The following is a 20,035-nucleotide window of genomic DNA, read 5'->3' as shown; positions in this document are numbered from 1 at the left end:
AGCGCACCGTAATGGGCTTTCCTTTCGCAAAATCTGTAAATTGGATATCTATATGAAAGTTTAGTAGAGATTGTGGAGGTTTATACTTAAACGACGAATCAGAATAATTTAAATAGAAACTGAAAAACTTTGCCCATTATATACGAAAATCATTTAGATTTAGTAATGTCTGCTATAAAGGACTCAGATGATGATTAGGATAAAAAGTTGAGTGCCTGCTCTTCTATTACAGATTTTCCGAACGAGAAGGCCCATCCACTATATAGCAGCAAAGGAAAAACAGATTATTCGATCCAGAAATTTGATGTAATAAAAATAAAAGCCGATTTGTCTGGTATTTCAAGTATAATGAACTATATTCGGGTTTTACATATAATATTTCTTTGAGAGAATCCTATATATAAGTCGGATAATACAAAAAACGAGGTTAATACATGAGGAAAAGAAATTTTGAGGATTATAATTTAAGCGATGAAATAAAAAGAGCACTTGCTGTGTTAAAATACGAAATTCCCACAGAGGTTCAGAGTGACGTAATACCATTAGCACTGGAAAAGAAAGATCTTGTAGTAAAATCTCAAACAGGCAGTGGCAAGACTGCATCCTTTGGTATACCTATTTGCGAAATGATTGAATGGGAAGAAAAAAAGCCACAGGCAATTATTCTTACACCAACTAGGGAGCTTGCTGTCCAAGTTCGAGAAGATATAACGAATATTGGAAGATTTAAACGAATTAAAGCTATGGCCGTTTATGGAAAAGAACCTTTTGCGAAACAAAAAGAAGAATTAAAGCAAAAAACTCATGTAGTCGTCGGTACACCCGGGCGTGTCATGGACCATATCGAAAGAGGGACTCTAGTTCTAGACCAAGTAAAGTATCTTATAATAGATGAAGCTGATGAAATGCTTAATATGGGTTTTATCGACGAAGTAGAAGCGATTATAAATGAAATCCCTTTAAACAGAGTAACGATGGTATTTTCCGCTACGTTACCTAAAGATGTTGAAAATCTCTGCCATAAATATATGAAAAATCCTATTAATATTGAGATTAATGCTACCGGAATAACGACGAATACAATTGAACATAGTTTAATCGAAGTTAAAGAAGAAGGAAAAATTTCACTTCTTAAAGACGTTACAGTAGTTGAGAATCCAGATAGCTGTATTATTTTTTGCAGAACCAAGGAACATGTAGATACAGTATTTACCGAATTGGAAGCATCGAATTATTCTTGTGAAAGACTTCATGGAGGGTTAGAACAAGAAGTACGGTTTGCGGTTATGGATGGTTTCAAAATGGGGAATTTTCGTTATCTTGTAGCCACTGATGTAGCTGCGAGAGGCATTGATATTGATAATGTGACACTTGTCATCAACTATGACGTTCCAATGGAAAAAGAGAGCTATGTCCACCGAACAGGAAGAACGGGTCGCGCTGGCAATAAAGGAAAAGCAATTACGTTTGCGACACCTCATGAAGGAAAATTCCTTAAAGCAATTGAAAAATACATTGGCTTTGAGATACCTATAATGGAAGCACCTACACATGAGGAAGTTGCTAGAGGAAAAGCCTCCTTCGAAGAAAAAGCAAGCGGCCGCCGAGTCGTTAAAAATAATAAAACTGCCCGAATAAACAAAGATATTCTAAAACTTCATTTTAATGGGGGAAAAAACAAGAAGATTCGAGCTGTAGATTTTGTTGGAACGATTGCAAAAATTCCTGGAGTAACAGCAGATGATATTGGTATTATAACAATCCGAGATAATTTGTCATATGTTGATATTCTTAATGGAAAAGGCTCGCTAGTCTTACAAGCCATGGAAAATACAACAATCAAAGGAAAGAAGCTGAAAGTTAGCAAGGCTATTAAGTGATTAAATCTTCAATAAGGATAATTATACGAAGCTTTCCTTCTAACGGAAGAATGGATTTCCTCAAAAGAGTAGCTGCTGCCTTAATCTATTCTGAATGTGTTGTCCTCCTATTATCAATTGAATACAATGTTAAAATAATTTGCATTCCTTTCCAATCTCTGTTATGATAAAGAAGAATTATTTTTGTTCGGTGTAAAGGATAGTATAAGTTTGACTTTTCGTCTTGATGATCACTTTGGGCAAGAATAGTAATATACTGTGTGTTTAACACACTAGGAGGCAACAAAAATGGAACAAGGTACAGTTAAATGGTTTAATGCAGAAAAAGGTTTCGGATTTATCGAGCGTGAAAATGGAGACGACGTATTCGTACACTTCTCTGCTATCCAAAGTGAAGGTTTCAAATCATTAGACGAAGGTCAAAAAGTAACTTTTGACGTTGAGCAAGGTGCTCGTGGTGCTCAAGCTGCTAACGTTCAAAAAGCTTAATAGCAACAATAACTAAACATCTATAAACAGATTCTTTAATTAGAGTCTGTTTTTTTTATTTTCTTTAAATGACTGGCAAGAAGAATCGTTCGTTTACATACATCATATACCAGTAAAATTCAGATGCTCGTTTTAAAAAAGATATAAAAAAACCCTACTCAATATATGAGTAGAGCGTATGGTACAAGTGAAGCAAAAAAAAGTTTAAAACTTAAAAGGTTGCTCTAAGTATAGCATAGTAAGTTAAGAACCCCTAATTAAATATTTTTATTTTTCTTACTCGTTTAATTCATCCAACAGAAAATAGTTAAAATATTTGGAGTTTTGCTTCGTATGTTTCATCGTTTTAACCATATTAAAATAACGAAAATGTTATGAAGATTAATCTCTGATTCGTTTAACCCAACGATAAAAAACATAAATGAATGTTAAATAAAGTGCATAACCAATAAATGAATAGATGTGCTTCCATGAATCGTTGTGAATGAAAAGTCCCCATGTTTCTGCTTGCTTTTCGCCAATAGATATAAATAGGCTTAAGAGGAGAATAAGCGCTGCTTTTTTCCAGACGTTTACTTTCTGACACACATATATATAAAAGCCAACGAACAGCGGGAGCCCAATCAATGTAAAGAAAATATTGATTGGAAAAATCTCGGGCAAGGGTCTTTTAGGAAAGTGGTATATACCTTTTCCAACAAAATAAAGATCAAGGTACGTTCCAATGAGTGAAGCGAGAAGTAGCGTAGGAATTACAACTGATATATGTTTAGTTCCGTAGAAAAATCGCTTTTTTGGCAATCGTTGTGAGCTCGATTCTTTCAAGTGTTTGGCAATATTCATCTTCAATCTCTCCATTTATGGTTTCTTCTGAATTAATTAAGTAATAAACAACTTGCCAGTCTTCATACCATTCCTTGATTTCAGCCTCCTCATGTACGCAATCTTTCCATACGAATTCTAATTTAGGACTATAGAAGCGTATGGAGCCTGGAAGCAGCTGGCATGACTTGAGCCTTCGTTTCAACAATCTTCCTGGAACACCTTCATCGATATCATGAAAAATATGAGGCCAATAATCTTTTCTAGAACCGGAATGAGGGGTCAGATATGCCCATTGCTCGATTTTATTTAACCGTTTTGAATCTGCAAACAAAATAGAATATAGTCGTTTTCCTAATAAAATTCGTCGGTGTAAGCTTTCAAAATGATGTAAGGTCTCACCAATTAGCTTTACTTTGCCATTTTCTAAATAAGGAAAAAGAATTTGATTCATTGATAATAAATCCTGTAGTTTAAATTCTAAAGTATTAAAAATGCTCTTTTTAAAAATAGGGTTGTCTATCACTCTTAATTCTAAATAGCTTTGCTCATTAATAATTAAGGCAATTGTTAGTGTATATGAATCACAATCTTCTAAAAAATGATTCCAAATTATTTCCATGAATAGTGACACATGAAAATGCGGCAAAAGATAAAAAAGATTTTTTTCTCTTTTGATGCTCTCTTCATAAAGTAAAAATTGGGGAAATGCATCTTGAAAAATCAGCCAATTCCCTCTCTCTAAAAATGTGAAAAAGGACTGACATTCTTTTTTCGTTAGTAATCGAGGAAGAAGCCCGCCCTTTAAATCGGTCATATTCCAGCCGCCATTTCGCGACACCATATGTCCTAGAAAAGCCCAATGCACTTCGGGATGGCACTGATAAAAATCAAGATAGGCTTTCGTTCTTGTTATATTATTTTGGTTCCATTTGTTTGTTTTAAATTTGATTTGTTCGATTAATGTTCTTTCTTCGGAAGAGAGTTCTGTTTTTATAGAAGGCTGTTTACTTCTTACTCTTAATTCTTTTTTGATTGTGGCAAGAGGTTCAAGGAGTGTTATTTTTTTCTGACTTATAAGTTTAGACCAGATAACGGTATCCTCCTTTTAAATCTATGAAGAACCTATGCTTATTTTATTAAAGGAATGAAATGTTCATGATGAGAAGTTTATGTGTCAATATTTAGACAAAAGGGTGATTCTCTATATTTAAAGAAGGAGCAGGGAGGGAAACGCCGCTCAAAAGTTGAATATTGTTATGTGGTAAATTATAGAAAATGAGGTGGACTGTTATGACTGTACTTCCAAAACCTGCATCAACCGTTGTTTTAATCGATCATATGTCTAGGGTTTATTTAACGAAGCGACCAGCGACGATGAAGTTTCTAGCCGGCTTTTATGTGTTTCCAGGCGGAGCAGTAGAAGAAGGAGATTATGTCGTAGATCATGCATACATAACTCACTCGATATCGAATGAGCCATTTAGTTCTGCTCATTATATCGCTGCAGTACGAGAGATATTCGAAGAAGTTGGGATTTTATTTGGCAGTCAAGGCGACGGATTTCCTATTCAATTTCAAAAAGAAACGGAACAGGAATATCGTCGTCTCCTTGTGAATCGTGACATTTCATTTGCACAATTATTAGAGCAAGAAAACATTCGCCTTCATCTTGATTGTCTGCGATATTTTGGGCATCGAATTACTCCAAAAGAAAGCGCTTATCGCTTCGATACTCGATTTTTTCTAGCGGAATTGCCTGAGGGACAAACCCCGAAGCCTGATTTAAACGAAATTGACAAAGCTTTTTGGATTGCCCCAGAGGAAGCTTTATTGTCCTATCAAAATGGAAATATGCTTCTTGCTCCTCCAACGGTTACTGCACTTCAAACAGTTATCAATTATCAAAAAGGGGGAGCACTGCTCATGCCTAGGTAAGAAATCAAGAGTGAATCCAGTACCATGAATCGTGTAGTGAAACTTTTCCTTCCTTCATCAACTTGATTAAATGGGCCTCTGTCGTTTTTTTCGCAACCTCAAAAATACTTGGATGAATATTCTTTTCATAAATCATTTCTGTCAAACTTGTAGAGGTTAATTGCTGATGTTTTAAAAGTAGAGATTGAATTTGGCTTTCTCGGTATAATCTACGGTTTAATACAAATTCAATTTGTTTATAGGGGTGTTCGACCCATTCACCATGTCCTGGTCCAATTTTTGCTAAATCCAAGTGCTGTAAACGTTCTAAAGTATGAATATAATCGCTCATATCTCCTTCTGGGGGACCAATCCATGTTGTTCCTTCAGATAAAATATTGTCCCCGGCAAGGAGAATTTGTTTAGAAGGTATATAAAGATTTAACATACCTGGAGTGTGTCCTGGACTATGAATAATCATTATTTCTAGGTCAGCTATATGTATGACATCACCATCGTTTAGCATCGATACTGCATGCACTGGAAAAATCGCTTTCAAGATGGCTTGTTTTTCTTTTGGATGGCAATAAATTATAGGAGACCAATCCATTAATTGACGAACCCCCGGTGCATGATCCCGGTGAGAATGTGTAAGAATAATAGATTTGGGTATGGCTAAATCATTTTCCTTAAGCGCTTTGTTTAACGCCTCTTTCGTTATCCCCTGATCGTATCCCGCATCAACTAATATGCTTTCTTGGTTATTCCCAATTAAATAACAATTTGTTGTTGTATTTGGCCATAGAGTTGGCGTGGAAATTGGAACACGTACGATTTTAATTGGATTATGTAATGGCATGAATTTCATCCTTTCGGCAATGTGATACTTAAACGAATGATAAAGTGAAACTTCCATCAGTGGGGGTTTTTCTTCATCCCCCACTGATGGTTAGTTGAACCAATCGGACCTTTACGGGCAGTTGTCCCCCACCTATCTTCCTTATTCAATCTGAATCTTGAGGTAGGGGTCTTACTGCCCGTTAAGAGTGGGATAAACTAAATATATTCCTCATAAATCGCCAAAATCCTTCAATAAGTGCGGTGGTGTTTACAATTTTATGAAATAAAAAATATATTTTGGAAAATTTATTGAATATTCCCATAGTAGTATGTTATATTTTCAACATGAATAAAAAACAGCGTTTCGTAATAACAAACGCTTAATTATCTGAATTTTTTATTAATAGTTTGGAGGAAAGAAACATGACTCAATATGTAAAGGTTGGTAGTTTACAAGTAGCAAATGAATTGTATAATTTTGTGAATCAAGAAGCTTTACCAGAAAGTGGTTTGACAACGGAGCAATTTTGGGCAGGTTTCGAAAAAATCATTACAGATTTAACACCTGAAAACAAAGAGCTATTAGCTATCCGCGACGAGCTTCAAAATAAAATTAATACTTGGCATTTAGAACATAAAGAGTTTAATAGTGAAGAATACAAAGCATTTTTACAAAGCATTGGTTATTTGGAAGAGGAAGTAGCCGATTTTCAAATCGGTTCAGAAAATGTAGACGACGAGATCGCGATTCAAGGCGGACCTCAATTAGTTGTACCTGTTAATAACGGTCGCTATGCGATTAATGCAGCGAACGCTCGCTGGGGAAGCTTATATGACGCACTTTATGGAACAGATGCTATTAGTGAAGAGGATGGGGCCGAGGTTACACCCCGTTATAACCCAGTTCGTGGTCAAAAGGTTATTGACTTTGCACGCAATTTCCTAGATCAAGCTGCTCCGTTACAAAATGGCTCTCATAAAGAGGCAGCACAATACAAAATTGAAGCAGGACAACTAATTGTTACATTAAACAATGGTCAAACAACTACTTTGGCTGAAAGTGAAAAATTAATCGGTTACCAAGGAAATGAAGCAGAGCCTTCAGCCGTGTTACTAAAAAATAATAGAATGCATTTTGAAATCCAAATCGACCGCAATCATCCAATTGGTAAAGATGATGCAGCTGGTGTAAAAGATATTTTACTAGAAGCTGCAACAACAACAATTATGGACTGTGAAGACTCCGTTGCTGCTGTTGATGCGGAAGATAAAACGCTAGTATACCGCAATTGGTTAGGATTAATGAAAGGTGATTTGTCAGCGACTTTCGCTAAAGGAAATAAAGAGATGACAAGAACGATGAATCCTGACCGTACGTACACATCGGTAAATGGAGGAGAAATTTCGTTAAATGGTCGCTCTCTATTATTTGTTCGTAATGTGGGGCATTTAATGACGAATCCAGCGATTTTAGATGCGGATGGAAATGAAGTGTATGAAGGGATTATGGATGGCGTAATTACAAGTTTAATTGCGAAGCATACGCTTTTAGGAAATGGAAAATATAGCAATACAGCGAAGGGCTCTATTTATATCGTTAAGCCGAAAATGCACGGTTCTCGAGAAGCGGCATTTGCGAATACGTTATTTAACCGAATTGAAGATATGCTTGGGTTAGAACGCCACACATTAAAAATTGGGGTTATGGATGAAGAACGCCGTACATCATTGAACTTGAAAAACAGTATTTATGCGGTAAAAGATCGTATTGCCTTCATTAATACAGGATTCCTAGATCGTACAGGTGATGAAATGCACACATCTATGGAAGCGGGCGTTATGATTCGCAAAAATGATATGAAAGCAACAACATGGCTGCAAAGCTATGAAAAATCTAATGTAAACATCGGTTTAAATGCTGGCTTACAAGGTCGTGCCCAAATCGGGAAAGGAATGTGGGCAATGCCAGATTTAATGGCTGAAATGATTAAGCAAAAAATCGGTCATTTAAAAGCTGGGGCCAATACTGCTTGGGTTCCATCTCCAACAGGAGCGACATTACATGCGCTTCATTATCATCAAGTAGATGTAACAGAAGTTCAAAATGAATTAAAGAATCAAACAAGTGATTTAAAAGATGATATTTTAACGCTTCCATTAGCAGAAAATCCACAATGGAGCTCTGAAGACATTCAAGCGGAATTAGATAACAATGCACAAGGTATTCTTGGCTATGTAGTACGTTGGGTAGAACAAGGTGTAGGTTGTTCAAAAGTGCCGGATATCAACAATATTGGTTTAATGGAAGATCGTGCTACACTTCGAATTTCTAGTCAACACGTGGCAAACTGGCTTCACCATGGCATTGTAACAAAAGAACAAGTAGAGGAAACTTTACAACGTATGGCAAAGCTTGTTGACGAACAAAATGCGGGAGATGCTGCATATCGTCCAATGAGTCCTGATTATGAAAATTCAGTAGCTTTCCAAGCAGCAAGTGATTTAATTTTCTTAGGCTACGATCAACCAAATGGATATACAGAGCCAATTTTACATCGTCGTCGTTTAGAAGCAAAAGCTAAATTTGCAGTAAAACAATCCTAATACACTAGGAACGGCTGAGTTGAAAGCTTGTTACATACAAACTTTTGACTCAGCTATTTTCAGTAGATTTACAGTTTTAGAGGAATCCTTTATCATAATAAAATACAGCAGTGGAGGTGAACAAAATATATGAATAGAGATAATATGGTTAAATCTGTAAGCAGAGCCTTGGATATTATTGCTATACTAGGTACAAAGCAGCAAGGTCTAGGCGTGACTGAAATTGCTAATCAAATGGACATTAATAAAAGTTCCGTTTATCGAATTTTATCCACCCTTGTTCAATACGGGTATGTGGAACAAAATCAAGAAACGGATCGCTATAAATTAGGCTATAAATTTTTAGAAATAAGCTCTAAATTATTAGAGTCTATTGATTTACGTACAGAAGCTAGACCTTTTTTAAAAGAGCTTGAAGAAGAAACAACGGAGGTCATTCACTTAGTTGTGTATGATCAAGGTGAAGTTGTATATATTGAGAAGTTAGAAGGTAACCAGTTATTACGAATGCATTCTAAAGTAGGAAAACGAGCACCGATGCATTGTACATCGGTTGGTAAAGCAATATTAGCTCATCTGCCAATACAAGTTGTTTTAAATATTTTGGATCAAAAAGGCATGCCGGTACATACGGATAAAACGATTACGAATCAAGAAGAGTTTTTACAAGAATTAAGCAAGGTGAGAGAAGTAGGATTTGCTCTTGATTTAGAAGAAAATGAATCAGGGATTACTTGTATCGCTGTGCCTATTTTTGATCATTTAGGGAATATTATTGCTGCTATAAGTATTTCAGGACCAACAATCAGAATGACGGATGAACGATTAGAGCAATTGAGCCAGCGAATGATTCAAGTAGGAAAGCAAATATCAGCGCGTCTTGGTTATGAAAATAAAATAAGTTGACTTTAAGAGACGAACTCGCTTCGTTTCTTTTTTTGAGCTCCTAAAAACCCTTTTATTTAAAATTATGTTAAAATATAGATAATTAACCGAATGGGGGGCTTTTTTTGGTAGAGCAGAGATATAGATGGAAAAATAAGCAGTTACGCAAACAGATTGAAATAGTAGATGGGAAACGGGCTCCTAGTATTCTTTTAAAAAATGCAACGTATTTAAATCATCCACTGAAAAGATGGGTGGAGGCAAATATTTGGATTTACGGTGATCGAATCATTTATGTAGGAGATAAGCTTCCAGACGTGACAGAGGGCTGTGAAATTGTAGATTGCACAGATTACTTTTTAGTTCCCGGTTATATTGAGCCTCATTCGCATCCATTTCAATTATATAATCCTCAAACGTATGCACGATATTCAGCGTATGGTGGAACGACAACATTGGTTAATGATAATCTTCAATTCTTTTTACATCTTGAGCAGAAGAAAGCGTTTACGTTATTAGAAGAACTGAAAAATATCCCAGCTAGTATGTATTGGTGGTGCCGTTTTGATGGTCAAACGGAACTTAGAAATGAAGAAACAATTTTTACACATGATCAAGTGACAGCTTGGCTTGAACACGATGCTGTAGTCCAAGGCGGTGAACTGACAGCATGGCCTAAATTGCTAGCTGGTCATGAAGACATGCTAAATTGGGTCCAAGAAGCAAAACGAATGAGAAAGAAAATTGAAGGTCACTTTCCAGGTGCATCAGAAAAAACGTTAGCTAAACTTATGTTACTAGGAGCGGATTGTGATCATGAAGCTATGACAGGTCAGGAAGTTCTTTCTCGTTTGATGCAAGGATATACCGTTTCCTTGAGAAACTCTTCTATTCGCCCTGATTTAGAAAATCTACTGAAGGACATTCATGAACTAGGTATTCATCAATATGATAACTTTATTTTCACGACTGATGGTTCGCACTCGTCCTTTTATGATGAAGGCTGTATTGATAAGATGATTAAAATAGCACTTGAGCAAAATGTTCCGATTATTGATGCCTACAATATGGCTACCATCAATGTGGCTCAATATTACAATTTAGCTCATTTACACGGGAAAATTGCAACAGGCAGAATTGCTCATATTAATTTTCTTCAAAGTAAGACAAATCCTACACCTATTTCTGTTTTGGCCAAAGGTCAATGGGTTAAACGTGATGGAGTGGAGATAAAGGATTCTGCTGTAATCCATTGGGCTGAAAATGGACTAGGCGCATTAGAGCTTAATTGGAACTTAACTAAATCTGATTTAGAATTCACTACAACACTTGGCTTACAATTAGTTAATGATGTCATCACCAAACCATTTTCTGTTACACCAGAAGAGTTTGATGAAAACATTCCTTTTGAACGTGATGAATGCTTTTTCATGATGATTGATCGGAATGGAGAATGGAGAATTAATACGTTTGTGAAGGGTTTCGCAAATCAATTATGCGGATTTGCCAGTACGTATTCTGGAACAGGGGACATCATCCTAATTGGGAAACGAAAAGAAGATATTTTACTCGCCTTTCAGCGGATGAAAGAAATAGGCGGCGGAATTGTCATTGCTGAACACGGAAAAATCATTTTTGAAATCCCGCTAGAGTTAAAGGGATATATGTCTACTAAGGAATTATCCGATTTAATAGAAGAAGAGAAGCAATTGAAGAAGTTGCTTCAAGAGCGTGGCTATCAATTTGGCGATCCAGCCTTCACACTATTATTCTTTTCGGCGACGCATCTTCCTTATATAAGAATTACACCAATAGGAATCTATGATGTGATGAAAAAGGAAGTATTACTTTCTCCAGTTACGCGGTAAATTTGTTCATGAAGGGCTGCTTAGGTAGCTCTTTTTTTCATGCGAAATGGCGATTTCGCACGAAATGAGCTAACAATCTGTAAGATAACAGGATTGTTAGCTCACGTATTCATTGTAAGAGCCCCATTTCAGATTCAAATTTATTAAGTTTTTTGTAAAATTGTGACCGACTAATGCCTAATAGTTTAGCCGCGGCTGTTCGATTTCCGCCTGTTTGTTTTAATGCCATTTCAATAGTCTCTTTTTCTGTCTTATTTATGTTAAATCTGAAAAACTCAGGGGTTAATTTTTCTTGTGGATGCATCTGTATAGTAGGTTTGAGTATATTTAGTGAGGATTGACTTTCACTCCATTTTTTACTTTTTATATATTCAGAGAAATGCTCTGCATCAAGTGTATCGCTATTTACACAATTGATTGCCCGCTCAATGGCATTTTCAAGCTCTCTTACATTTCCTGGCCAGTTATGCGAGGAAAGTAGATGGAGTGCAGCCTTACTTATCGTAACTTCTCCTAGGCCCATAAGACGACTAAATTTTTTTGTAATGGAAGTAGCAAGTAAAGGGATGTCTTCTTTTCGCTCTCGAAGGGGAGGTATGTTGATAACGATAACATTTAGTCGATAATATAAATCCTCTCTAAATTCATGATTAGCCACCATTTGTTCTAAATTTTTATTGGTTGCAGCAATGATTCTAATATTCACTTTAATTGTTTCATTTCCTCCAACACGTTCGAATTCTCTTTCCTGAAGAACTCGAAGCAATTTTCCTTGCATAGCTAAGGGCATATCGCCAATCTCATCTAAAAATAATGTACCATTATGAGCTATCTCGAATTTACCAGGCTTCCCGCCGCGCTTTGCACCTGTAAACGCACCATCTGTATAGCCGAAAAATTCAGATTCCCATAGCTCATTAGGTACGGCAGCACAGTTTACCTTCACAAACCTTCCAGAACGATTAGATGTAACATGAATACCGCGTGCAAATAGCTCTTTTCCTGTCCCGCTTTCTCCTAATAACAGCACATTTGAAAAGCTAGAGGCTGATTGCCGGGCTAATCGTTTTATACTTTCCATTTGTTTATTTTTTGTTAGGATGTTTTCTAAATTGAAAGGAGTACTACTACTGAGTGATCGTTCTTCGTGACAATAGGAAACTTCCTTTTCTAGATCATCTAGTTTGCTAACAGCGTGTTTCCATTTGTTTAAGTTTTGGTAGATAATTTTAGCCATAGCTCCAACGAGTTGTTCATTTTCATATATTTTACTTTTTATAACAAGGCATCGATGTTGTCCAATCACCATTGCTTCTAGTTTTTCCCCTTGAAAGTCTATAGAAAGGACATCTTCTAGTTTTAATTCTGGAATAATATAAGATGAAGGTTGACCGAGTAGTTTGTTCTTTGGCTTTCGTAAAAATTCACATGCTGTTTCGTTGATATTCTTAATTTTTCCTTTATGATCAATGACAATATATCCGTCATAAGTAGTATCTAAAAAAGTTTGTAAAGTGTGCTTTAATTTTTTTGTCATTTCAAGTTTACTAGTTAATAATTCAGACTTAGAACGATAAGCTTTAATAATATTTGTCGTATCAAGAATACCGCGTACACAATTATCTTTGTTAATCACGATTGCATGGCCTATTTTATTATTGGTCAATAATTGGCGAACATCGTATAAAAAATCACTTTCTTTTATCGTAACAACTTGATGTTTTATAAAAGGGACTATGCTTTCATTCATAGATACATCTTGTAAAAGTGCTTTAAAAAGAGCAGAGTGAGTCATGATACCAATCAATTGATCGTGTGAATTCACGACAGGAATAAGTTTTACTTTGTTATGCTGAAATAGTACTACGGCGTCACGTAATGTGCTCGTTAAGAACAATTTTGAAACATCTTGATTCATAAATTCCTTCACTGTCGGGTAAAAATAATGTTTTACAAACATGGAATCCTCCTTTACTTATTGAATTTTATCATTTTAGGTTAGGTAAGAAGATGTTTACTTCAATTCTGTGCTGGACGCCTCCTGAAAATTGCTAACCTTAGCTAAAGTATAGTGTGTGACGAGTCAACGTACAAGTTTGCATGGCCGCAGGAGTCTAACTAAGTCGTTTGTACTGCTAACCGTCGGAGCGATAGAGTAGAATGGAGTTTACAGGAATCCTTCACTTCAAATTTCTTTCGGAAAATTAAATGGTCGGTAGTTCAATAGTAACTGTATTCTCTAAAAGATAATATATCCCTTCTTAATTTTTTATTATAGTCATCTATATTTCTCTAAAAATGTTAAATAACTTTTATTTTCTATACGCAAAAAGATTTTATATATGGAAAAATATTGACATTTATAAAAAGCGCATGCTAAAGTATTCCTAATAAATGGTAAATGAAGGAAGTGGTAATTATAATTAATTCGACATATCGCTTTTCCTGTTTTGGAATGATAATGATTAATCTAACTTGTAAGCGCTTAATATATTAGAAATAGATTTACATACTCCAAGTATAATATGCATGTCTTTAAGCCTCTTTTTTACAAAGAGCTATGTTGATAAAACCACTAGAGTCATACAACACAGCTTAAATGAAGAGAAATTCAGATTTATGAAATCGTTTCCAAAATGACCGCAAAATGATGTTCCCCAGAAAAATAAATCTATTTATAACATGCATATAATTATCCGACTATCTAAAACTTTTCAATTAAATAAATACGCAACTAACAGTGCACTGACAGTGAGAAAAAATCAGTTGAAAAACGTCTGTATTATTTTCTGCTGTCTTTCATTTTGCATGTTTTTTTTCATCGCAAAGCTTTATTAAGTACTGATAAAGGAGGTGAATTCGTTTATTTTAGAACTGATTACGGCTATGTATGATTTAAAAGAATCGACGAGAGAAAGGAAAGGTCATAGCTGAAAGTATCAATACTCTATAAGTTTCAAACTAAGCAAAGAGGTGGTGGGTAATAATGGAAAAGTTGAAAAAGCTTTTTGAAAGTATCGATAAAGTCACTTCTGGAATTTCAGCGTTTACTTTGTTTCTTATGATGGTATGGATTTTTGTAGATGTAATGTTAAGAACGTTTCTTCATAGACCTATTCAAGGAACTATTGAATTAACTGGAGAGTATTTAATGGTGCTGCTAGTCTATTTATCGTTAAGCTATACTCATAAACAGGATGGTCATGTAAAAGTAACTTTTCTAGAGGATAAGTTTTCCAAACGAATCAAAAACATCACGAAATGTATGACAAATCTTTTTGCTGCTTGCTTATTCTTTTTGATTAGCATATTGAATTTTCAAGAAGGTCTAGAATACATCGAACAGAATATTCGATCTTCTGGCGTGTTAAGTTATCCGCTTGCACCGGCCCTATTCATCATATCGTTAGGGATGATGATGATAACATTAAGACTTTTAATAGAATGTGTCTCGATTATTTTTCCAAATAAAGTGATATCTAGTAATTCTTTGGCTGATTCTGAAAAGCAAATTACTGGTTAAAGAAAGATTCATACATTAGTTTTATCTATTTAAGGGGGGGGATATTATCTATGTTAGCATTAGGAATTGTTCTCTTATTGCTGTTGCTATTATTTATAGGCATGCCTATTGGGTTTACTTTAATAGTTGTTGGTTCGTTAGGCATTTTCTTGGTTAGCGGGTTTGATACATTTACTGGGATTCTTTCATCAACAGCCTATCGAAGTGTCAATAGTTTTACTTTAACAACAATCCCTTTGTTTATATTAATGGCGAACTTCATTTCCAAAAGTAATATTGCGAAAGATCTATATGACTGTATCCTAAAATGGATTGGTCATGTACCAGGTGGAGTAGGAGTATCCACCGTATTTGCCAGTGCAGGATTTGGAACGTTATCTGGTTCAAGTATCGCTGCCACTTCGATTATGTCAAAAATTTGTATCCCAGAGATGGTTAGGGCTAAATACAAGGATACTTTTGCTGCCGGTTTAGTTGCTTCATCTACGGGAACCTTAGCCGTCCTAATTCCACCTAGTGTTCCGCTTATTCTTTATGCCGTGCAAACAGAAACATCAATAGGGCACCTATTAATGGCTGGAGTTTTACCAGGAATACTGCTTGCAGGACTTCTTTGTGCCTTCATCTTCATTACTTCTATAAAATTGAATACTAAAATTGAAAAATCCTCATGGAGTGAAAGATTTGCTTCTTTAAAAACAATTTGGCCGATGCTGATACTTGTAGTATTTGTTTTAGCCGTTATCTATTTAGGAATTGCAACTTCTACAGAGGCTGCTGCATTTGGAGCATTAGGAGCACTTTTAATCGGTTTACTTATAAAGCGATTAAATGTTAAATCTGTTATTGAATCACTTAAAGACGCTGTTCAGCAGACGGCTATGATTTTTACCATTGTGATTGGCGGATACATATTCGCATATTTCTTCACATTAACTGGTACTGGACAAAGTATTATCTCAGCAATTTCTGAGAGCGGTTTATCTAAATGGACCATTTTATTTTTAATTATTGTCTTCTACCTCATCCTTGGATTGTTTATGGATTTGATCGGCTCTATGATTTTGACCTTACCTCTCGTATTTCCAATCATTCAAGCTTTAGGTTTTGATGAAATATGGTTTGGTGTAGTTGTTGTACTGTTACTAGAAATTGGTCTTGTTACACCGCCTGTTGGAATTAATCTATTTATTACAAGTAAGCATTCCCAAGTCCCTGTTGACCGTGTATTTTATGGGTCTATACCGTTTATCGGGATATTGCTATTAACGATATTACTCCTAGTTATTTTTCCACAAATTGCTCTTTACTTACCAACTAATATGTAGAGCTAATTTGATGGGGTTTATAAAACAACTATAACTTTTGGGTGGAGGAAAATATTATGAAAGCCAAGCGTTTGTTTAGTCTTACAATTATAATTTCGATTCTTTCTCTAGTAATCGCCGGATGCAGTACAAGTTCTTCCAATGATTCAAAAGAAAATGAAACGATTACACTAAAGTTAGCTACGTATGTTCCAGTTACATCCCAAGTATATAAATATGTAACGGAACCTTGGATGAAGAGAGTAACTGAACTTACTGATGGTAAAGTACAATTCGATGCATATCCTGGAGAACAGCTAGGAAAAGCTCAAGATATGCTGAAATTAACAAGAGATGGAGTAACGGATATTGGTGTTTTTCCAGCCAACTACTTTCCAGATAATATGCCTTTAACAAATGCGTTGGCAGGCTTGCCGAACCTTAGTATGACTTCACATCAAGGAACAGCAGCTTATAACGAATTATTACAGCAAAATAAGGAACTATTAGAAACAGATTTTTCAAAAAATGGGCTCGTTCCTATTTTAGGACATGTATCACCGACTTATGAAATTTGGACCACGAAAAAAGAAGTAAGAGTACCAGCAGATTTAAAAGGGTTAAAAGCTAGAACAGTAGGTGGAGTCGCTAACGAAGTGTACGAATATATGGGAGCAGTTCCTGTAACGGTTTCTCATACAGAGACATATGAAGCTCTTGAGAAAGGTGTTATAGAAGGCGCGGGTTACTCCAGTGTGGCTGTGGAAGCTTCTGGAACGGCAGATCTTCTTAAATATGCGACTTTTCCACACATAGGGACGGCTATTCATGGGTTAGTCGTTAATGAAAAGGTTTGGAATGGACTTCCTAAAGATGTACAAAAGGCAATGAAGGAAGCAGGACAAGAGTTAATAGAACAGTCTGGAGAAAAGTACGATCAAGATACAGAGGCCTTCAATAAGGAGTTCAGCAAAACGGGTACTATCGTAGAATTAACCGATGAAGAAAAAGGAAAGTGGGAAAAAGTTACTGAAGAATTCACAGAAAAATGGTTAAAAGAACAAGGATCTAAAGACTTTCCGTATGAGGAAGTGTTAAAACAGTATAAAGAGAGTTTAGAAAAATATAAATAAAAAATAAGAATGCCAGACACCAATCTAATAGTTAGGTTAAATTAATTTGAAGTTAATTTTGGGTCTTGTTTAAAAGCAAGGCCTTTTTAATATTTCGGTTTTCAAAAAATATAAGAATTAAGGTGAGAGACAATGTCGTCCATTTCTACCCCTACTTCGGACTTTGCAAGTGCCAAACCTATTCAAGAGAATAAAATCCTTATCATTTGGAGTTTCACTAGTTGGTTAGTAGTCATGAATACAACGATGTTTAATGTAGCGTTGCCGACCGTACTTAGTGAGCTTTCTATCAATTCTTCGATGGCATCATGGATTGTATCTGGTTATTCTATCGCATTTGCCATTTCTACTTTGACTTTTAGTAGACTGTCTGATTTTATTCCCATCTCTAAATTATTATTAATTGGCATAGCGATATTAGGAGTATCATCCATACTAGGGTTCTTTGCTTCTCATTTCTATCTATTACTAGCAGCCCGTATTTTACAGGCTGCAGGAGCAGGGGCAGTTCCGGGACTAGTTGTAGTGCTTATCAGGCGCTATGTACCGATAACGAGACGAGGAAAAGCAATGTCATTTATTACTTCTGCTGTTTCCTTAGCATTCGGCTTAGGTCCTGTGGTAGGAGGAGCCATTACTCAATATTTAGGATGGAAATATCTATTTGGGATTACAGGCTTAGTTGTTTTATTTATTCCTTTTTTTCAAAAGTTGTTGCCTAAAGAAAAGGTCAAGAGGGGACATTTTGATCTACTTGGTGCAGTGCTTACGGCATTAAGTGTAACAGGGCTTTTATTATTCTTCTCTACCTTTTCATATGTCATTTTAATAAGTACATTAGTTCTTGGTTTCATATTGTGGAAGTATCTTCATAAAATGGAGGCGCCCTTTATTCAACCGAAGCTCCTTAAAAATCGACAATTTTTAAAATTACTTTTTATTGGATTTACTACGTTTCTAACCAACTTTTCAACTTTATTTTTATTGCCTATTATTTTAACCGTTGTTTTTAAAAAAGAACCAGCAGAAGTAGGGTTGATTATTTTTCCTGGAGCGATTTTAGGGGCAATAGCTTCTCAGTTTATAGGGAGATTAATTGACCGCATTGGAAGTGTATCATTAATTATCACAGGTCAGTTATTGCTTTTTAGTGGAACTATTATGCTAGGATTATTTTCTACTGTATCTCCATTATCACTACTTACAATATATATATTGTTTAGTATTGGATTTTCTACAATCAATTCAAGTATTTCTAATGAAGTAACAAGAATTTTATCAATCGTGGAAATTGGGGCAGGTGCAGGAATGACTCAGTTAGTACAGTTTTTTGGAGGCGCCTTTGGCGTAACTCTTGCTGGTCTAATGTTAACATTTCAAAAAGGGTTATTATTGGAACTAGTTTATAGAAATATTTTCTTAAGTATTTCTTTTTTTATTTTTTGCGCTATGGTCATGTTTTATTTCTATTATCGAAAAGTTAAGTTCGAGAGAATCATTTAACAAATATTTACAAAATATTAAAAATAATGGTACTATTATAGAATGGTGGTTAATAATCCTAATACTTTTAGATATACTATTCTCATATTTTAAAGAGAGGGGAATAATCATGACAAATACTAAATTAAATATGCTCTTGGAAAAAACAAGGTTACCAGTTATTTCAGCACCAATGTTTCTTGTATCTGGTACAGAATTAGTGATTGAAGCTTGTAAATCGGGCATAATTGGTTCATTCCCATTATTAAACGCAAGGACAGGGGAAATTTTAGAAGAATGGATGAATCGAATTACTGAAGAATTAGAAGAAGCAAAAGCGTTGAATCCTGATCAGAAAATAGCTCCATGGGCTGTCAACCTCATTGTCCATAAATCAAATAAGCGTTATGAAACAGATTTGGAATTAATTAAGAAATATCAACCTCCTATTGTTATTACTTCATTAGGTAAGCCTACATCTGTTGTTGACATTGTCCATGAATATGGTGGACTTGTATTTTCTGATGTAGCGACCCTTACTCATGCAAAAAAAGCGGCAGAGACTGGTGTCGATGGATTAGTGTTAGTTTGTAATGGGGCAGGAGGTCATGGTGGCACAATCAATCCAATAGCATTTATGGGAGCCGTCAAAAAGTTTTGGAATGGAATTACCCTGCTTTCTGGTTGTATTACGAATGGACAAGATATATTGGCAGCCCAAGCTTTAGGCGCAGATTTTGCTTATATGGGAACGAGATTTATTGCTACAAACGAAAGTAATGCTAGCAAAGAATATCAAGAGATGGTAACGGATTCAACAGTTGATGATATCATTTACACGCCTGCTTTTAGCGGGGTACATGCCAATTATCTGATTCCAAGTATTAAAAATGCTGGTCTTGACCCTTCGCAGCTTGAGAGAAAAGAAACGATAGATTTTTCACATATGGAGAATAAGGAAGTAAAAGCAAAGGCCTGGAAGGACATCTGGTCTGCTGGTCAAGGCGTAGGGACAATTGATAAAGTTCTACCAATTTCTCAAGTAGTTAATGACCTTGAAGAAGAGTATGAACAAGCCTTATCTGCTTTAATATCTACAAGAAAGATACAATGTTAATTATTTAAATGAATTGACGCTGTTAACTAATAGTGTTGATAAAACGATTTATAGCTCATTTTAGCTTTGGTTTTTTAAACTAAACCGAACATTAACTAACACATAGCCAATTGGCCACAAAAAAAGATGACTTCAAAATAGAAGCCATCTTTTTTGTGGTATCAATAT

The 20,035-nt window shown here is 35.5% G+C and carries 15 protein-coding genes; 11 read left to right on the top strand and 4 right to left on the bottom strand.

Annotated features, from left to right (window positions below):
- The first annotated feature begins 434 nt into the window (after positions 1 to 434).
- A complete protein-coding gene (locus tag ACE199_RS16475) occupies positions 435 to 1,880 on the top strand; it encodes a DEAD/DEAH box helicase (protein ID WP_375350778.1) in 1,446 nt (481 codons plus the stop codon).
- A gap of 288 nt (positions 1,881 to 2,168) precedes the next feature.
- Positions 2,169 to 2,369, top strand: a complete 201-nt coding sequence (gene cspC / locus ACE199_RS16470) for a cold shock protein CspC (protein ID WP_010331195.1) — start codon at positions 2,169 to 2,171, stop codon at positions 2,367 to 2,369.
- Positions 2,370 to 2,750: 381 nt separating this feature from the next.
- Here the strand turns inward: cspC and ACE199_RS16465 are convergent, their stop codons facing one another.
- The gene (locus tag ACE199_RS16465) at positions 2,751 to 3,212 is read right to left on the bottom strand and encodes a CBO0543 family protein (protein WP_375350775.1); all 462 of its coding nucleotides are present in this window, start codon (positions 3,210 to 3,212) and stop codon (positions 2,751 to 2,753) included.
- Positions 3,139 to 4,284 carry a DUF2515 domain-containing protein gene (locus ACE199_RS16460; protein ID WP_375350810.1) on the bottom strand — a complete coding sequence of 382 codons (1,146 nt, stop codon included), beginning with the start codon at positions 4,282 to 4,284 and terminating at the stop codon, positions 3,139 to 3,141. Before ACE199_RS16460 ends, ACE199_RS16465 begins: the two co-directional genes overlap by 74 nt.
- A gap of 200 nt (positions 4,285 to 4,484) precedes the next feature.
- On the opposite strand from ACE199_RS16460, the gene ACE199_RS16455 reads away from it, so the two are divergent.
- Positions 4,485 to 5,129 (top strand): NUDIX hydrolase, encoded by a 645-nt coding sequence (locus ACE199_RS16455; RefSeq protein WP_375350773.1) that lies wholly within the window; start codon positions 4,485 to 4,487, stop codon positions 5,127 to 5,129.
- Positions 5,130 to 5,133: 4 nt separating this feature from the next.
- Here ACE199_RS16455 and ACE199_RS16450 read toward each other — a convergent pair whose 3' ends face one another.
- Positions 5,134 to 5,967: an MBL fold metallo-hydrolase gene (locus ACE199_RS16450; protein WP_375350771.1), complete on the bottom strand. Its 834-nt coding sequence runs from the start codon at positions 5,965 to 5,967 to the stop codon at positions 5,134 to 5,136.
- 404 nt (positions 5,968 to 6,371) lie between these two features.
- Between ACE199_RS16450 and ACE199_RS16445 the strand changes: the two genes are divergently transcribed.
- From ACE199_RS16445 to ACE199_RS16435, 3 genes are all read left to right on the top strand, one after another.
- Positions 6,372 to 8,552 (top strand): malate synthase G, encoded by a 2,181-nt coding sequence (locus ACE199_RS16445; protein ID WP_375350770.1) that lies wholly within the window; start codon positions 6,372 to 6,374, stop codon positions 8,550 to 8,552.
- Between the two features lie 129 nt (positions 8,553 to 8,681).
- On the top strand, positions 8,682 to 9,458 hold the full coding sequence (locus tag ACE199_RS16440; protein ID WP_375350768.1) for an IclR family transcriptional regulator: 777 nt from the start codon (positions 8,682 to 8,684) through the stop codon (positions 9,456 to 9,458).
- 104 nt (positions 9,459 to 9,562) lie between these two features.
- On the top strand, positions 9,563 to 11,305 hold the full coding sequence (locus tag ACE199_RS16435; RefSeq protein ID WP_375350766.1) for an adenine deaminase C-terminal domain-containing protein: 1,743 nt from the start codon (positions 9,563 to 9,565) through the stop codon (positions 11,303 to 11,305).
- A 109-nt stretch (positions 11,306 to 11,414) separates the two neighbouring features.
- Here ACE199_RS16435 and ACE199_RS16430 read toward each other — a convergent pair whose 3' ends face one another.
- The gene (locus ACE199_RS16430; protein WP_375350764.1) at positions 11,415 to 13,265 is read right to left on the bottom strand and encodes a sigma 54-interacting transcriptional regulator; all 1,851 of its coding nucleotides are present in this window, start codon (positions 13,263 to 13,265) and stop codon (positions 11,415 to 11,417) included.
- Positions 13,266 to 14,291: 1,026 nt separating this feature from the next.
- On the opposite strand from ACE199_RS16430, the gene ACE199_RS16425 reads away from it, so the two are divergent.
- From ACE199_RS16425 to ACE199_RS16405, 5 genes are all read left to right on the top strand, one after another.
- Positions 14,292 to 14,828 (top strand): TRAP transporter small permease, encoded by a 537-nt coding sequence (locus ACE199_RS16425; RefSeq protein WP_375350762.1) that lies wholly within the window; start codon positions 14,292 to 14,294, stop codon positions 14,826 to 14,828.
- A gap of 50 nt (positions 14,829 to 14,878) precedes the next feature.
- Positions 14,879 to 16,156 (top strand): TRAP transporter large permease, encoded by a 1,278-nt coding sequence (locus tag ACE199_RS16420; protein WP_375350760.1) that lies wholly within the window; start codon positions 14,879 to 14,881, stop codon positions 16,154 to 16,156.
- A 56-nt stretch (positions 16,157 to 16,212) separates the two neighbouring features.
- Positions 16,213 to 17,268: a TRAP transporter substrate-binding protein gene (locus ACE199_RS16415; protein WP_375350759.1), complete on the top strand. Its 1,056-nt coding sequence runs from the start codon at positions 16,213 to 16,215 to the stop codon at positions 17,266 to 17,268.
- Between the two features lie 132 nt (positions 17,269 to 17,400).
- Positions 17,401 to 18,771, top strand: coding sequence for an MFS transporter (locus ACE199_RS16410; RefSeq protein ID WP_375350758.1), 1,371 nt, complete (start codon positions 17,401 to 17,403; stop codon positions 18,769 to 18,771).
- Between the two features lie 109 nt (positions 18,772 to 18,880).
- A complete protein-coding gene (locus tag ACE199_RS16405) occupies positions 18,881 to 19,867 on the top strand; it encodes an NAD(P)H-dependent flavin oxidoreductase (RefSeq protein WP_375350756.1) in 987 nt (328 codons plus the stop codon).
- Positions 19,868 to 20,035 lie beyond the last annotated feature (168 nt).

Origin of the sequence: Peribacillus sp. Hz7, from assembly GCF_042136355.1 — a bacterium.
Classification (GTDB): Bacteria; Bacillota; Bacilli; order Bacillales; family DSM-1321; genus Peribacillus; species Peribacillus asahii_A.
This window is presented reverse-complemented; position numbering and strand designations above follow the sequence as displayed.

Coding starts and splice junctions, on each gene's coding strand:
- ACE199_RS16475 (WP_375350778.1), top strand. CDS start 435: ATGAGGAAAAGAAATTTTGAGGATTATAATTTAAGCGATGAAATAAAA.
- cspC (WP_010331195.1), top strand. CDS start 2,169: ATGGAACAAGGTACAGTTAAATGGTTTAATGCAGAAAAAGGTTTCGGA.
- ACE199_RS16465 (WP_375350775.1), bottom strand. CDS start 3,212: ATGAATATTGCCAAACACTTGAAAGAATCGAGCTCACAACGATTGCCA.
- ACE199_RS16455 (WP_375350773.1), top strand. CDS start 4,485: ATGACTGTACTTCCAAAACCTGCATCAACCGTTGTTTTAATCGATCAT.
- ACE199_RS16450 (WP_375350771.1), bottom strand. CDS start 5,967: ATGCCATTACATAATCCAATTAAAATCGTACGTGTTCCAATTTCCACG.
- ACE199_RS16445 (WP_375350770.1), top strand. CDS start 6,372: ATGACTCAATATGTAAAGGTTGGTAGTTTACAAGTAGCAAATGAATTG.
- ACE199_RS16440 (WP_375350768.1), top strand. CDS start 8,682: ATGAATAGAGATAATATGGTTAAATCTGTAAGCAGAGCCTTGGATATT.
- ACE199_RS16430 (WP_375350764.1), bottom strand. CDS start 13,265: ATGTTTGTAAAACATTATTTTTACCCGACAGTGAAGGAATTTATGAAT.
- ACE199_RS16425 (WP_375350762.1), top strand. CDS start 14,292: ATGGAAAAGTTGAAAAAGCTTTTTGAAAGTATCGATAAAGTCACTTCT.
- ACE199_RS16420 (WP_375350760.1), top strand. CDS start 14,879: ATGTTAGCATTAGGAATTGTTCTCTTATTGCTGTTGCTATTATTTATA.
- ACE199_RS16415 (WP_375350759.1), top strand. CDS start 16,213: ATGAAAGCCAAGCGTTTGTTTAGTCTTACAATTATAATTTCGATTCTT.
- ACE199_RS16410 (WP_375350758.1), top strand. CDS start 17,401: ATGTCGTCCATTTCTACCCCTACTTCGGACTTTGCAAGTGCCAAACCT.
- ACE199_RS16405 (WP_375350756.1), top strand. CDS start 18,881: ATGACAAATACTAAATTAAATATGCTCTTGGAAAAAACAAGGTTACCA.